At 44.2% G+C, this 15,950-nt stretch carries 13 protein-coding genes; 10 read left to right on the plus strand and 3 right to left on the minus strand.

All coding sequences use genetic code 11. The annotated features are described in order from the left end of the window. Window positions 1–38: 38 nt before the first annotated feature. From KYS23_RS01895 to tilS, 8 genes are all read left to right on the plus strand, one after another. Window positions 39–554: an OmpH family outer membrane protein gene (locus tag KYS23_RS01895; RefSeq protein ID WP_159529234.1), complete on the plus strand. Its 516-nt coding sequence runs from the start codon at window positions 39–41 to the stop codon at window positions 552–554. A gap of 174 nt (window positions 555–728) precedes the next feature. Further along, window positions 729–1,178 (plus strand): 3-hydroxyacyl-ACP dehydratase FabZ, encoded by a 450-nt coding sequence (fabZ, locus tag KYS23_RS01900; RefSeq protein WP_159529236.1) that lies wholly within the window; start codon window positions 729–731, stop codon window positions 1,176–1,178. A gap of 1 nt (window position 1,179) precedes the next feature. After that, a complete protein-coding gene (lpxA, locus tag KYS23_RS01905) occupies window positions 1,180–1,950 on the plus strand; it encodes an acyl-ACP--UDP-N-acetylglucosamine O-acyltransferase (RefSeq protein WP_218417973.1) in 771 nt (256 codons plus the stop codon). A 39-nt stretch (window positions 1,951–1,989) separates the two neighbouring features. Beyond that, window positions 1,990–3,138 (plus strand): lipid-A-disaccharide synthase, encoded by a 1,149-nt coding sequence (lpxB, locus tag KYS23_RS01910; RefSeq protein ID WP_159529240.1) that lies wholly within the window; start codon window positions 1,990–1,992, stop codon window positions 3,136–3,138. Then, window positions 3,131–3,706 carry a ribonuclease HII gene (gene rnhB / locus KYS23_RS01915; RefSeq protein ID WP_159529242.1) on the plus strand — a complete coding sequence of 192 codons (576 nt, stop codon included), beginning with the start codon at window positions 3,131–3,133 and terminating at the stop codon, window positions 3,704–3,706. The genes lpxB and rnhB overlap by 8 nt, the downstream gene beginning before the upstream one ends. 2 nt (window positions 3,707–3,708) lie before the next feature. Next, a complete protein-coding gene (dnaE, locus tag KYS23_RS01920) occupies window positions 3,709–7,173 on the plus strand; it encodes a DNA polymerase III subunit alpha (RefSeq protein ID WP_159529244.1) in 3,465 nt (1,154 codons plus the stop codon). A 68-nt stretch (window positions 7,174–7,241) separates the two neighbouring features. Next, entirely contained in the window at window positions 7,242–8,198 is a 957-nt protein-coding gene (gene accA, locus KYS23_RS01925) for an acetyl-CoA carboxylase carboxyl transferase subunit alpha (protein ID WP_013785174.1), read from the plus strand. A gap of 31 nt (window positions 8,199–8,229) precedes the next feature. After that, complete coding sequence (gene tilS / locus KYS23_RS20885) at window positions 8,230–9,543, plus strand: tRNA lysidine(34) synthetase TilS (protein ID WP_159529245.1); 1,314 nt, start codon at window positions 8,230–8,232, stop codon at window positions 9,541–9,543. Window positions 9,544–9,841: 298 nt separating this feature from the next. Here the strand turns inward: tilS and KYS23_RS20890 are convergent, their stop codons facing one another. Further along, a complete protein-coding gene (locus tag KYS23_RS20890) occupies window positions 9,842–10,741 on the minus strand; it encodes a GGDEF domain-containing protein (RefSeq protein WP_159529247.1) in 900 nt (299 codons plus the stop codon). A 261-nt stretch (window positions 10,742–11,002) separates the two neighbouring features. Here KYS23_RS20890 and KYS23_RS01940 point away from each other — a divergent pair, with 261 nt between their 5' ends. Next, window positions 11,003–12,970: a cation:proton antiporter domain-containing protein gene (locus tag KYS23_RS01940; protein ID WP_159529249.1), complete on the plus strand. Its 1,968-nt coding sequence runs from the start codon at window positions 11,003–11,005 to the stop codon at window positions 12,968–12,970. Between the two features lie 94 nt (window positions 12,971–13,064). On the opposite strand, the gene KYS23_RS01945 is transcribed toward KYS23_RS01940, so the two are convergent. Continuing rightward, the gene (locus KYS23_RS01945) at window positions 13,065–13,298 is read right to left on the minus strand and encodes a hypothetical protein (protein ID WP_159529251.1); all 234 of its coding nucleotides are present in this window, start codon (window positions 13,296–13,298) and stop codon (window positions 13,065–13,067) included. A 391-nt stretch (window positions 13,299–13,689) separates the two neighbouring features. Between KYS23_RS01945 and tadA the strand changes: the two genes are divergently transcribed. Next, entirely contained in the window at window positions 13,690–14,232 is a 543-nt protein-coding gene (gene tadA / locus KYS23_RS01950; RefSeq protein ID WP_159529253.1) for a tRNA adenosine(34) deaminase TadA, read from the plus strand. Window positions 14,233–14,515: 283 nt separating this feature from the next. Here the strand turns inward: tadA and mltF are convergent, their stop codons facing one another. Then, entirely contained in the window at window positions 14,516–15,883 is a 1,368-nt protein-coding gene (gene mltF, locus KYS23_RS01955) for a membrane-bound lytic murein transglycosylase MltF (protein ID WP_218417974.1), read from the minus strand. Window positions 15,884–15,950 lie beyond the last annotated feature (67 nt).

The following is a 15,950-nucleotide window of genomic DNA, read 5'->3' on the forward strand; positions in this document are numbered from 1 at the left end:
AGGCACCCAGATAAAGAGATGGATAAAAGGAGTTCCTTTTGAAACAGTTGGTTAAACATATTGTTGCAGGTGCAATGCTTGGTAGCGCACTAGTTAGTACTTCAGTAATGGCAGAACAAAAAATTGCTGTTGTTGACGTTCAGGGTATTTTTCAGGCTATGCCTCAAGCTGCTGAAATCCAAAACGCCATTCAAATGGAGTTTAAAGACCGTATCGAAGAAGTGAATCAACTTCAGCGTGATGGTCAGTTCTTTGCAGAACGTCTACAACGGGATGCAGCAACAATGAGCGCTCAAGAAAAGAAAGAACTTGAGCAAAAAATGTTGGCTGTACGTGAAGAGTTAGCAGAAAAAGCACAACCGCTTAAGCAAAACATTCAGCGTCGTAGCAACGAAGAACAAAACAAATTATTCAGCCTTATCAAGCAAGCAATTGATTCAGTTGCCGCTAAACAAGGTTATGACATTGTACTTAACGCAACGGCAACGCCTTTCGTAAAAGAACAATACGACATGTCAGAGCAAGTATTAGAGCAGGTTAGCAAAGTAAACTAAGGCAGTAATGCTTACAATTTTTCGCTAATTTCATCAGACCAACGCCCGAAAGGGGTTGGTCTGATTTGTTTTTTGCGCCTAACAGCGTATGGTTGCCGCCGTTTTAGTAATTTACGGCGAGTTTGTGACCATGAAACAGTTTTTAGGTCATGCTTGCACTATAGGAGATAGTTTTTGACCACTTCACTCAATACCATAGAAATCCAGGAAATTCTGTCGTTACTTCCTCACAGATACCCGTTCCTGTTGGTTGATCGAGTAACAGACTACGTTCTGGGTGAATCAATTAAAGCATATAAGAATATCACTTTTAATGAGCCTTGCTTTACAGGCCATTTCCCAGGCCGCCCGATATTTCCAGGTGTGCTTATTTTAGAAGCCATGGCACAAGCTGCTGGCGTTCTTGGTTTTAAGACCATGGGTAAAAGTGATAAATTGTATCTATATGCAGGAATTGACAACGCACGATTTAAACGTCCCGTTGTCCCTGGTGATAAATTAGAATTCGACATCGCTTTAGTAAAAGAAAGACGCGGCATTTGGAAATTCAAAGGCGTAGCGACTGTCGATGGCGAAAATGTTTGTGTTGCAGAATTTATGTGTGCAATAAGAGAGATAGCGTAACGTGATCCATCCTACTGCGGTAATTTCAGATAAAGCATCTATTGGCGAAAACGTCACCATTGGTCCATTTTGCGTGGTTGATGACGACGTGACAATTGGCGATGGATGCGTATTGAAGTCTCATGTGGTCGTTCGCGGCACCACCCGCATTGGCAAAAATAACACCTTCTATCAATTTTCATCAATTGGTGAAGACTGCCAAGATAAAAAATATGCCGGTGAACCCACTAAGCTTATTATCGGTGACGACAACGAGTTCCGTGAAGGGGTGACTGTTCACCGTGGCACTATACAAGATAACAGTGAAACGATTATTGGCTCTCGCTGCTTGTTTATGGTGAATTCACATGTTGCCCACGATTGTGTACTGGGTAATGATATTATTTTAGCCAATAACGTTGCTGTGGCAGGACATGTTCACATTGATGACTTCGTTATTGTGGGCGGTGCAGTAGGTATTCATCAGTTCTGTAAAGTTGGCGCTCACGCTTTCTTAGGCGCTGGCGGTATTATTCTTCGTGATACACCTCCTTTTGTGATGGTCAGCGGTACTAAGAATATACCTCAAGGCATTAACTCTGAAGGTTTGCGCCGCCGTGGTTTTGAGAAAGATGAGATTGCTGCGATTAAGCGGGCCTACAAAGTTATTTACCGTGAAGGTAACACGGTGGCTGAGGCGGTTGACATCCTTTCTTCACAAGAAGCAAGTTCTAGTGGTGTTGCACTCATGACTGAGTTTTTAAAGAACGCAGAGCGCGGTATCATTAGATAAATGAGCTGTTAACATGAGCCCGTTAAAAAGAGCGATAAGATGAGTAAACCTTTGCGTATTGCAATGGTGGCAGGCGAGCCATCTGGTGATGTGCTTGCTGCTGGCATGGTTGGTGAGTTAAAACGCTTATACCCTGATGCAATTATTGAAGGGATAGGCGGACCTAACATGCAGGCTCAAGGTTTTCATAGCCTGTTCGATATGGAAACGCTTTCGGTGATGGGGTTAGTTGAAGTACTGTCCCATCTACCCGCTATTTTAAAAGTCAAAAAAGCGCTGCTCGCGCATTTCTCTGCGAACCCGCCTGATATTTTTGTTGGTATAGACGCCCCAGATTTTAACCTGCGGGTAGAAAAAGAACTTAAATCCAAAGGTGTTAAAACCATTCATTACGTTAGCCCAACTATTTGGGCATGGCGTGAAAAACGGGTGCATAAAATTGCTAAGGCCGCAGGCCGCGTGTTGGGTTTGTTTCCTTTCGAGCAGCAGGTTTATGATAAATATGATGTGCCCTATACCTTCGTCGGTCACACCATGGCCGATGGTATAGCTTTAACGCCTGACCAACAAGCCTCGCGCAATACACTTAATCTACCTATCGAAAAATCGGTGTTAGCTGTACTACCCGGTTCTCGTCGTGGTGAGGTAGATACACTCCTCCCTATTTTTATCGACACCATGGAAAAGATTGCGGCGCAACGACCAGATATTGAATTTGTCATTCCCGCTGCCAATACGCATCGCCTTGAACAAATTAAGAGTATGTTGAAAGAGGCGAACAATGCCATTGAAAGACTGCCTATTCATGTTACTGAGGGGACGTCTCGAGACGCCATGATTGCCAGTGATGTTATATTGCTTGCCTCGGGTACGGCTACCCTTGAAGCCATGTTGTGCAAACGCCCAATGGTAGTGGCGTATAAATTGTCGCCAATAACTTATAGAATTATGCAGCGTTTGTACAAAGCGCCTTTTTTCGCCTTACCCAATTTGTTGGCCAACGAAGCGTTAGTGCCAGAACTGCTCCAAGAAGACGTCAACCCAGATACATTAAGCCAGCATGCCCTTACTTATTTCGACAGTGACAACACTGACTTAATTTCCCGTTTCACCGACCTCCACCATACGCTAAAATGCAATGCTGATAAAACAGCAGCACAAGCTGTAGTGGAGGAATTGTTTGCATAAGTTAATAGCCGGCGTAGATGAAGTTGGTAGAGGCCCACTTGTTGGGGATGTGGTAACCGCCGCCGTTATACTCGACCCAGCCAACCCCATAGTAGGGTTAACCGACTCTAAAAAGCTCAGCGAAAAAAAACGCATTGCGTTAGCGTCAGAAATAAAAGCGAAAGCACTTTACTGGCATATCGGGCGGGCCACCCCAGAAGAAATCGACACCCTTAATATTCTCCATGCTACCATGTTAGCCATGAAGCGTGCTGTCGAAGGCTTAGCGGTAACGCCAGACTTTGTTCGTGTTGATGGCAATCGCTTGCCTGATTGGCCTTATGCTGCAGAAGCTGTGGTTAAAGGCGATAGCTTACACGCTGAAATTTCTGCCGCCTCCATCATTGCCAAAGTAGAGCGAGACAACGACATGCTTGCACTTGATGAATTGCATCCTGAATATGGTTTTGCTGGCCATAAGGGTTACCCTACAAAAGCGCATTTTGAAGCACTCGCCATCCATGGCGTGATTGATGGTTATCGCAAAAGCTTTAAACCAGTTAAGGCACTACTACAAGAGATTCAATAATTATGTCCTCGCCTTTTATTCATTTACGCGTACACAGCGATTATTCCATGATGGATGGGCTTAATAAGGTTAAGCCCATACTCGGCAAAGTGTCTGAGTACAACATGCCAGCTGTGGCAATTACCGACCAAATGAATATGTGTGGTTTGGTAAAGTTTTATTCTGGCGCACATGGGCTTGGCATTAAACCGATTATTGGTACCGATTTCTGGGTTACCAATGAAGCCTTTGGCGATGAGCCTTTCCGCCTTACCTTGCTTGCCATGAATAACGAAGGTTATAAGAATATTACGGTTCTTATTTCCAAGGCTTATTTACGAGGTCATCTTGCGCACAGAGCGGTTATCGACCAAGACTGGCTGATAGAACATGCAGAGGGGGTTATCATTCTCTCTGGCGCCCAGCTAGGGGATGTAGGTGTTGCACTTACGAAAAACAACACCGGCTTGCTGGCAGAATCGCTAGCCTTTTATCAAACCCATTTTCCGGACAGGTTTTATCTTGAACTGATTCGTACCGGTCGGCCTGGAGAAGAAGATTATTTACATCGCGCAGTTGAATTTGCTGAGCGAGAAGGTTTGCCCGTTGTGGCAACCAATGAAGTGTGCTTCATTGACAAAGAAGGTTACGACGCGCACGAAATACGGGTATGTATTCATGACGGTTACACGCTAGATGATACACGCAGGCCTAAGCGATACAGTGATCAGCAATACCTTCGTACCAGCGAAGAAATGGTGGAGCTATTCAGTGATATTCCTGAAGCGATAGAAAATACGGTTGAAATCGCTAAGCGATGCAACGTTACGGTACGATTAGACGAATACTTTTTGCCCCAGTTTCCTACGGGCGGAATGACCACTGAAGATTTCTTGGTAAAAGTCTCAGAAGAAGGGCTTGAGCGCCGTTTAGCGTTCTTATTTCCTGATGAACAAGTACGTGCAGAAAAACGCCCCGAATACGACGACAGACTCCGTATCGAGTTAGAAGTAATCAATCAAATGGGTTTCCCTGGCTACTTCCTTATCGTAATGGAGTTTATTCAATGGAGCAAAGATAACAATATTCCAGTAGGCCCAGGTCGTGGTTCTGGTGCGGGTTCATTAGTGGCTTATGCCTTGGATATTACCGACCTCGACCCGCTTGAATTCGACTTGCTTTTCGAACGATTCCTTAACCCTGAACGGGTATCAATGCCGGATTTCGATGTCGATTTCTGCATGGATAGGCGTGATGAAGTTATCGACCACGTGGCCGAACTTTATGGTCGCCAAGCGGTATCGCAAATTATTACCTTTGGTACGATGGCGGCAAAAGCCGTAGTACGCGATGTGGGGCGTGTATTAGGTCACCCCTACGGCTTTGTTGACCGTATTTCAAAGCTTATTCCACCAGACCCTGGTATGACCCTTGAAAAAGCGTTTGCCGCCGAACCTCGTTTACCCGAAGTGTACGAACAAGACGAAGAGGTTAAAGACCTCATCGATATGGCGCGTATTTTAGAAGGGGTAACGCGAAATGCCGGTAAACATGCTGGTGGTGTGGTTATTGCCCCTACCACCATTACCGATTTTGCGCCACTATACTGCGACGATGAAGGTAATAACCCCGTTACTCAGTTCGATAAAAACGATGTTGAAACTGCAGGACTGGTTAAGTTCGACTTCCTTGGATTGCGCACGCTAACCATTATCCAGTGGGCCATTGATATGGTGAAGGAAGGGAAGGGGATCGACATTGATATCACCTCTATTCCTTTGGCGGACGCAAAAAGCTTCCGTACCTTGCTAAATGCGGAAACAACCGCTGTGTTCCAGTTAGAATCCCGCGGTATGAAAGAGCTAATTAAACGTCTTAAGCCGGATAGCTTTGAAGACATCATCGCACTAGTAGCACTATTTAGACCGGGGCCGTTGCAATCGGGCATGGTAGATAACTTTATCGACCGTAAGCACGGCAGAGAAGCCATCTCGTATCCAGACGCTGAATATCAGCACGAATGCTTGCAAGAAATTCTAGAACCTACCTACGGCATTATCTTGTATCAAGAACAAGTAATGCAGATCGCGCAGGAAATGGCGGGCTATTCCCTAGGTGGCGCCGATTTGTTACGTCGTGCTATGGGTAAGAAAAAGCCAGAGGAAATGGCAAAGCAACGTGGCGCGTTCGCTGAAGGCTCGAAGAACAACAACATCGATCCAGACTTAGCGATGAAGATTTTCGACTTGGTTGAAAAATTCGCAGGTTATGGTTTCAACAAATCTCACTCTGCTGCCTATGCTTTGGTGTCTTATCAAACCTTATGGTTAAAAGCCCATTATCCTGCTGAATTTATGGCGGCGGTAATGTCGGCCGATATGGACAATACCGATAAAATCGTTACCTTGGTTGACGAATGTAGTCGAATGGGTCTTGAATTATTGCCCCCTGACTTAAATGCGGGTAAACATAAGTTTACCGTGGATGAGAAAGGTAGAATTGTGTATGGCATTGGCGCTATCAAAGGGGTGGGTGAAGGCCCTATTGAAGCGATTATCGAAGCCAGAGAGAATCAAGGTGCGTTTAAAGATTTATTCGATTTTTGCGCAAAGATTGATATTAAGCGTGTTAATAAACGGGTGCTAGAAAAGCTAGTACTTGCGGGCGCACTAGACAATTTAGGTCCTCACAGGGCTGCACTAATGGCATCACTTCCCGACGCCATTGCGGCAGCGGGGCAGCATGCTAAAGCAGAATCGTTTGGGCAGTCGGACATGTTCGGGTTGCTCACTACTGAGCCTGATGAAGTAGAGCAAGCCTTTGCCGATGTTCCGTTATGGCCAGAAAAAGTCTGGTTGGAAGGTGAAAAAGATACCTTAGGTCTATACCTGACGGGGCACCCTATTAATCAATATGTAGAAGAAATTAGGCATTACACTGATGGAAGATTGGTTGACTTAAAACCCACAGGCAAAGAACAAATGGCTAATGCAGTGGGCTTAGTGCTTGGGGTTAGGGTAATGACCAATAAGCGGGGAAGACGCTGGGCTATTGTCACACTCGATGATAAAAGTGCGCGAATAGACGCTCGTTTTTTCCCAGATACCTTCGAACAGTATGAATCTATGCTAGAAACTGACAAAATATTGCTTATAAAGGGACAGGTCAGCTTTGATGATTTCTCTGGGGGCAATACAATCACCGCCCGTGATGTAATGGACATTGTTCAGGCACGGGAGAAAAACGCGAGAGCATTGGCGTTAAATGTTGAAACCCAGTTGCTTGAACCGAAAAAGATTAATCAAATGCAATCTATCTTGCAGGCCTTTAAAGGCGGAAGTTGCCCGGTGCATTTATTAGTAACGCATCCTGATGCAGAAGCACTGATTACGTGTGGTGCACGGTGGTTTGTTACACCAGAAGATCAACTTTTGCACGATCTCAAACAATGTTTGGGAGAAAAAGCCGTTTCAATCCTCTACCATTAATGGTTAGAGTTCGATAGATTGACTATCTCGCGTTGGCATTGACAAGCGCAGTACGAATAGGACATACAATGAGTATACAGTTTTTGGACTTTGAACAGCCGATAGCCGAATTAGAAGCAAAAATTGAAGAGCTTAGGTTAGTAAATCAAGGCGGTGAATTCGATGTTGGTATTGAAGAAGATATTAACAAGCTGCGCGGTAAAAGCGCAGAGCTAACAAAAAAGATTTTTTCTGACTTAGGCGCGTGGCAAGTATCGCAACTGGCTCGCCACCCTATGCGCCCTTATACGCTAGACTACATCCCGCGTATTTTTACCGACTTCGATGAACTAGCGGGCGATAGGGCATTTGCCGATGACAAGGCCATTCTTGGTGGTCCAGCTATGCTTGATGGCCAACCTGTGATGGTGATTGGTCATCAGAAAGGGCGTGACACCAACGAAAAAATTAAGCGTAACTTTGGTATGCCTAAACCTGAAGGTTATCGTAAAGCACTGCGTTTGATGAAAATGGCAGAGCGTTTCAATTTACCAATTATTACCTTTATCGATACCCCAGGGGCGTACCCAGGTGTGGGCGCGGAAGAGCGCGGTCAAAGTGAGGCTATCGCGAAAAATCTGTTTGAAATGGCTGAGCTTACGGTGCCAATCATTTGTACCGTTATTGGTGAAGGTGGTTCTGGTGGTGCGCTTGCTATTGGGGTTGGCGATCGTGTGAACATGCTGCAATACTCAACGTACTCGGTGATTTCGCCAGAAGGTTGTGCGTCTATTTTGTGGAAAAGTGCAGAAAAAGCACCATTAGCTGCAGAAGCAATGGGCGTAAGTGCCGGCCAGATTAAAGAGCTTGGACTAATTAATAGTATTGTTGAAGAGCCGCTGGGCGGCGCTCATCGTGACCACACTAGCATGGCTGCGAACTTAAAAGCGGTGCTTAAACAGCAATTAAGTCAACTTAAAAGCTTAGATACCGCTGACTTGATGGAAGAGCGTTATCAACGCCTTATGTCTTTTGGCTACTGCTAGTTAAACGAAGCGAGTAGAATGAGCATAGCAAGTGAGTGAGATTATAGATCACATCTGCGAGTCTATCACCGCAGCCCTTGCTAACACGTCATTTGAAGCGCCACCTCTTCTTGTTGTTGCTTACAGCGGAGGGGTGGACTCCTCTTTATTGCTTCACGCCTTGCATGCCTTTCGCGAGCAAATCTCTACACCTGTGCATGCCGTTCATGTACACCATGGGTTGAGCGACAATGCCGATACGTGGCTTAGTCACTGCCAATCTGAATGCGAAAAATTATCGATTCCGCTTACGCATTTTTGCATAACCGTCGACGATGGCGCTCGTAAGAGCCTTGAAGCTGAAGCCAGAGATGCCCGTTATAAAGTGCTACATGAGTTTTGCCATGCCCACAATGGGGTACTCTTTTTAGGGCAACACGCTGAAGATCAGCTAGAAACTGTACTGTTGCAATTAAAGCGCGGTTCGGGGCCACAAGGGCTAGCAGGCATGGGCGCGTATCAATGGCGAAATGGAATATTTACCGTTCGACCGATGTTATCACTTCAAAAAGAGGATATCGTTAATGCCGCGACTCGACTTGATTTACAGTGGGTTGACGATGAGTCAAATGCAGATAATCGCTATGATCGTAATTTCCTTCGCAATCAAATTATCCCTGCGTTATCTAAGCGATGGCCACAGCTGTCTAAAACCGCATTAAGAAGTGCCCAGTTGTGTGCTGAGCAAACGGCTTTAGTAACGGAACAAGCTGAAGTATATCTTAGTCAGTACTTAGAAACAGATACCCAGTTAAAAGGCGCTGAGTTGCTTACCTTGTCTAAAAACTGGCAACGAGCCGTACTGCGTCAATGGTTTTCAAAGCAATCGGCGTTGCTACCTTCTCAAGCACAACTAACGCAAATAGAAAATATGCTAACGGCGAACCAAGATGCTACGCCTGAAGTGTCGTTTTCTTGGGGGAAGCTAGCAAGGTTCAATAACGACCTTTATTGGTTATCAAGGCGCAACACTCACATACCGCAAACCATGGATATCACAAATAGCGTCGACACCGAATTGTATTGGTTGAATGAACCACTAACCTTAAGGGTGGTGAATAACGCATTAGGCACAGTAACGATTAAAACTGGCGTGAAGGGACTTCGTGTAAAGCCAAAACGTGCACAGGTATCTAAGTTACTTAAAGATTGGTTTAAGCAATGGAAAGTCCCTACGTGGGAGAGAGCCGAAGTGCCTATACTCTTTTTAGATGATGAGGTGGTTGCGTTGGTAGTACATCAGAAGGTGGTTACCTTAAACACCATGCCATCGACATTAGCCGTTGAACTAGTGAATATAGACTAAAGTCTATATTCATGAGTAATAAGGTGACAGAGTCGGCAAATATTTGCCAGTGGGCAAAAGTGTGAAGTTACTTGATAGCAGCCGTGCCAACACAAGCTTATTTGCTTAGATATATTTAATATAGCTAATGTACGCAAAAGCGCATGCAGCTTCTGCTGCTATAATCGCTTAAGTAGTTATCATTATTTCGATGAGTCACTGGGGGTAATTTTCTTTCAGGCAGTTAACATCGTCACCGCTACTACCGTTGTCATCGAACGCGCAAGGAACGTGATTAACGGGTATATGAACCTGTGACTTAAGCCGCTAAGTAGCTATTTTTGCCAGATTGCTTCACTTTATACAACGCAGCATCGGCGCGGTCAAAAAGCTGAGCGGTATCGTCACCTTCACGGTAAATAGCACCACCTAAGCTGCACGACACATTCATACGTCTTAAGTAACTTGATTGGTTAATGCTAAGTTGTATACGCGATGCAGCACATTCCAACTGAAATTGTGTTTGGCAATCTAAAAGGCAGCAGAATTCGTCGCCGCCAAATCGAAATGCTTCGTCTTCATCTCTTAGCACTTGCTGTAATTGAGACGCGACATGTACTAAAACTTTATCACCTTCTCGGTGACCGTGGTTGTCATTGACTGATTTAAAGTTATCTAAGTCAATGACTAGTAATGAAAAACCTTCCTCGTGACGCTGAGCCCATCCTAGTTGACGTACAAGTGCCTGATCGAAGCCTGATCGATTCCCCAAGCCAGTCAAAACGTCTTTAGTCGTCATCTGGTGTAGGCGTAAAAAAGATTGTGCTTGAGCTACTTGTTTAGCAAATAGTTCATGAAGTTGCTCTAATGCATTTCGTTCAGAGAGGGAAAGTGGCACTGCAAAATAATAATGTGCAGTAACAGATTTACCTTCCTGAGACATAACACCAGGCAAAGGCACTGCCACAAGTGTTGAAGATAGTTTGGCATTTCCGTATACCCAGCGAGAATCAATATCCGATAAGCTGAAACCGGCCAACGAGAAAAAAACGTTCAATTGGCGAAAGTAAATCTCGCCAAGTTGTTCTAATTCCAGCGTAGACAAAATCTCGCTGATAAAGGAGGTTATTTCACTGGCGGATAACGCCTGACCCGTGCTAGCAGGAGGATAAAAATTGTCATGTTGTGTGCTATCGTAGATAGTAGTAGATAAATCCACGGAAATGCCCCTTTAGCAATACGGAAAATATACATAAGTGGAAAGTGTCAAAATTTGCCGCTTATGCTAATTTGTTAATAGATATTAGCAATCTTGATGCCAATTCCGGTAATCTTGCTATGCTATATAAGCTATTTAAAATACATGGTCGCTAGGGAAGCAGTAATACTTTGATATACAGGAGTATTTCAATTCAGATGTGCGCTATTTTTAATCATTTTGAAATATCGAGACCTCAAATTAGCGGTAGGGAGAGGTAAAGTGAGTGCCGGTTTTTTGAACGTGATCGCATTAATGTTTATTGCCGTTTGTAGCGTGGCTGTTTTTAAGCGTATCCATTTACCGCCAATTTTAGCGTATTTGTTTGCAGGTATATTAGCGGGCCCTCAGCTTTTTGCGCTTTTCGCTCACCCTCAAGAAATGCATTTGCTAGCTGAAACTGGCATCGTTTTTTTACTCTTCTCACTCGGGCTTGAATTTTCCCTGCCGAAGCTAGTGGCCATGCGTTCATTAGTATTTGGCGTTGGTGTTGGCCAAATGCTACTGACCACCGCTGTATTTACAAGTATTCCTTACCTATTCGGGTTACCCATCAGCGCTTCCATTATTATTGGTGGAGCGCTGGCACTTAGCTCTACGGCTATCGTCATCAAACAAGCTACTGAAATGGGTATTCTTAATAACAGAAGAACCCAGTTGGCTGTGAGTATTCTGCTTTTTCAAGATCTTGCCGTGGTTCCTTTCCTTATTGCTATTCCGTTGCTGGCTCAAAGCGGCGAGGTGAGTATTGCGTTTGCCTTAGGTGAGGCTTTGCTAAAAGGTATATTCGTTATAGCGTTTTTAATGTCGGTAGGTAAGTGGGTATTGCCTTGGGTTTTTAGCGAAGTTGCCAAAACCCGCACCGATGAGCTTTTTGTGTTAACCACAATTTTAATTGCACTGTTGGCCGGAGGCCTAACCTATTACTTTGGGTTGTCTATGGCATTGGGGGCCTTTCTTGCGGGAATGATGTTGGGAGAAAGCCAATACAAATACCAACTGGAAGCCGATATTCGCCCCTTTCGCGATATTTTGATGGGGTTGTTTTTCGTTACCGTTGGCATGCAACTTGATATTAACGTGCTATGGAGCAATTTGTTTACGATTGTTCTGGGCGTGGTTGGGCTGATGGTTAGTAAAATTGTTATGGTAAGAGTGGCCGCTTCGTTTGTGAAAACCAACCCTCTGGATGCGTGGTCAGCGGGTATTAAGCTATGTCAGATTGGCGAGTTTAGTTTTGTTATCGCTGCATTGGCTACCACTTATGGTGTGCTTACCACTGGGCAATCTTCCCTCATTGTCAGTATGGGCGTATTAAGTATGGCGCTAACACCTTGGTTAATGAACAATAGCTTGGTATTGGCAAAGCGTATTGTGGCTAACAAGAGCGAGGACAATGCGCAAAATACATTAATAGTGGATAACGACTTAACTAACCATGTTGTGATTTGTGGCTTTGGCAGAGTGGGGCAATCTGTCGCTCGCATGTTAAAGATGGAAGGCATTGCATTTATTGCTATCGATATGGACCCAGTGCGTGTGCATGAAAGTAGAAATGCCGGTGAGCCAGTACTATTTGGCGATGCCAGTCAAAAAGATATTCTTAGCAGCGCTAATGTTGAAAATGCCAAGCTTATCCTGGTGACCTTCGATCAACCTGATAAGGCAAAGCAGGTTATTAGTGGTACACATCAACTAGTACAAAACGCAGATGTTATGGTGCGAACTAAGCGAGATTACCAATTAGAAAGTTTGTATTCTGCTGGCGCAAATCAAGTGGTGCCTGAATTACAAGAAGGTAGCCTAATGCTGATTTCTCAAGTGCTACATTATGCTGGAGTGCCTATGTCACGAATTCTAAAGCGTGTACGGGCGGAAAGAAAAGGGCGGTACGATCACTTGCATGGGTTCTACCCAGGGGAAACTACTGAAATCAGCTATGGCACTGAGGATAAACTTGAGTTCATACACGCTGTGGTGCTATCAGAACATGCAGCATGCATGGGAAGCAAAATTAAAGATATCGACTTTGCCAAAATGCGGGTGCGTGTACGTGGGTTAAGAAGAAATGGCACCGAGGTAAAAGACCCCGACCATGAAGCTGTGTTACAACCCCATGATGTGCTAGTTATTGCAGGCAAACCTCGGCGCGTAGAACGCGCAGAGAGAAAATTACTGGAAGGCAGCTAGCCGCCTGCAGAACGCTTTAGACCGTTCATGATAAAGATTCAGAGTACGTACACGCTTTCAAAAAGGCACTTAGGAAAGGCGTTTTACAAAAAGATTATGCAACTTTGTCTTTTTCCAAGTCGGCAAACTGTTTTTTCAAGTCGTATTTTTCATCGGTTACAATTTTTTCAAGCACAGAAACACGTTCTTTGAGTGAAGCGATTTCAGCTTGATAAGCTTCTGCTGCTTTGTCTGACGCCTTATTTGATTTTTTAGTTTTTGATGAGCCTGTGATACTCACAATAGCCCAAGCGATAATGGCAACAATAAAAATAGCGGTCAGATTCATGGTACTTTCCCTTTAGTTTATATTTAATTTACTTTGAACTCAGTGTAGGTGAACAATAGTGTTCTTTCCTACAAACCTAGCTTACAAAGCGACTACGCTAAACACGCTTTTTTCGTTACTATAGCGCTTATAAATACGCTTGTTGGGAAAAAAGTGTAAATAAATACGTAGCTGTGCATTAAAGCTTTTTACCTACTTCATATAGAATAAGCCGATGCATAGGTTTGTATTTACATTAGCACTCTGTAATTCGCAAGTATGTCTATAAGAAAGATAGCAAGATGGCTGCCATTGTTGCAAATTCACTATAAATCAATTGTTTATAGTAATTTCTATTTATTGAATTATGCTGGTGAAAATCTAATTCACAAAAAATTAGTAAAAATAACGAATGAATGACGAAATTAACAATTCTAAACGCATGGTAAAGCATACAAAGTGGATGCAGCACGCCCTCAGCCTAGCAGATAAAGCAGAAGCAATGGGAGAGGTGCCGGTAGGTGCCTGTGTTGTACATAATGGTGAGTTAATTGGTGAAGGGTGGAATACACCTATCACAGATAGCGATCCTTCCGCTCACGCAGAAATGAATGCGGTAAGAATGGCGGCAAAACACTTACAAAACTACCGTACTACCGATGCCACGCTTTATGTCACTTTAGAGCCATGTTCGATGTGTGCAGGAATGTTGGTTCACGCCAGAATTAAGCGAGTGGTATTTGGTGCCAGTGATGCTAAAACAGGCGCTGCAGGGTCAGTGATGAATATTTTGAACCATCCATCACTTAATCATCAGGTTGATGTAATACCAGGGGTGTTAGCCGACGACTGTGCTGATAAAATTTCAGCATTTTTTAAACGTCGTCGAGCGCAGATAAAGCTATATAAAAAGGCCAAACAAGCGGCGCTTAAGAATTGCGGGTCAACTGAGTAAACATCTCACTGGTGACAAACAGTTTGCGGCGTTGTAGTACTTTTTGATGCATTCTTTTTAGCATCACTCTACGTCTATTATTATTTTTCAATTTTATTCCTTTCCTAAATAATTTGTTTCTTTTCATTTTGCCCTCCTTGTTAATACAAATTGGGAAATTGAATAAGGCATATTCTCTTTAATCGTTTCTGCATTTATGCCTTAGCTAGCCGAATAGGATAGTTACATTCGATAGTACTTATCTTAGATGACATCATAATGACAAAATTCAATATGGCGCCAGCTAAATTCTTCCTTGTTCGTCTAGCCAAAGTAAGCTGTCGTAATATCGGCGAATATTATCAACGTACTGAAGTGCTTCATCGCCTCGTGCATACCCATAACGTGTTGTTCTGTAATACTTCTTTTGCCTTAGCTGGGGAAGTCGTTGTTTAACGTCTACCCAAAGATCTGGATTGCCACCCTGACGCTCCGTAAGAATGCGGGCATCTTCCAAATGCCCTAAGCCAAGGTTATACGCCGCCATTGCCATCCAAGTTCTATCCGGATCGCCAATTCTTGCAGGAATTCTTCCTAACAAGCTGGCGAAGTAGCGAGAGCCACCGCGAATACTTTGTTCTGCGTCGGTACGATCTTCAACATCCCAGTCATTGGCCGTGTCCATGGTCAGCATCATTAAACCGCGAACGCCAGTGCGAGATATCGCATCAGGATCCCAGTGGCTTTCTTGATAACTCATTGCGGCTAATAAGCGCCAATCCAAATCACCTGCATATTGCTGAAACATACTCTTGTAATCTTTTAACAGCGACTCGGCGGATTGATTAAATGCACGGCTGTCTACGTAGTCAAATTGCCTAATGTGGCCAAAATACTTTTCTTCTAATACGGTAAACCACCCTGATTGATGCACGGTACCAAAATATTCGATAATGGCGGCTTTAATTGAATCGTCTAATTCAGGGTTTAGCGCCCATGCCATCGGCATTTCTTCTCGTACGGTTAATCCAACGGCCAAATTGGGGTGACGTCTTCGTTGTAGTGCAAGACGGTTACTATCGGCAAGGGTGTAAGCAATATCCCCCGTAGCCACTTTTTGTAGTAGTTCCTCGGCATCAGAATCTTCTGTGGTGACTAACAGCGACTCACTCGAGCCGTTTAATACTGCAAGTAGCTGCGCTTGACTGCTTCCCGACACTGCAACAACAGGGTCGACAAGGCTATCGAGTTCTCTAGGCCTTGCAGTACCCGCACGGTATACCAAGTGTTGCGCAACCGTTTGATACGCCGGTCCGTAAGTAAAGCGCATCAATAAGGCATCGGTAACCGCATCACCTGTGGCGACAATATCAAGGTTGCCTTCGGCTAGTTGCTCTAGCATTGCGTCGTAGCTGTAGAAGGGATATAAGTCGAGTGTCACGCCTAGGTAATCTGAAAAACCAGCTAGCAACTCATATTCAAAACCTTGCGGACCTTCAGCGCCATTATAATAAGTAGCAGCACCATAAAGTGTGCCCACTTTTATCGAACCGCGCTCAATTAATGACAACAAAGCGTTCGGAACGGTAGGAGAGCCACAACTTGTAGCGAAAAAGCATAATGCGATAAAAAAAGATGTTTTTAATCGCTTTTTGTAGTGTTGTAACGGCATAAACCTTTTCTTATTGTTGTAAATTGGGTCTTGGGAAAAAAAACTGCAACATAGCCTATGTTGAAGG

Origin of the sequence: Alteromonas lipotrueae (assembly GCF_019249255.1) — a bacterium.
Taxonomy (GTDB): Bacteria; Pseudomonadota; Gammaproteobacteria; order Enterobacterales; family Alteromonadaceae; genus Alteromonas; species Alteromonas lipotrueae.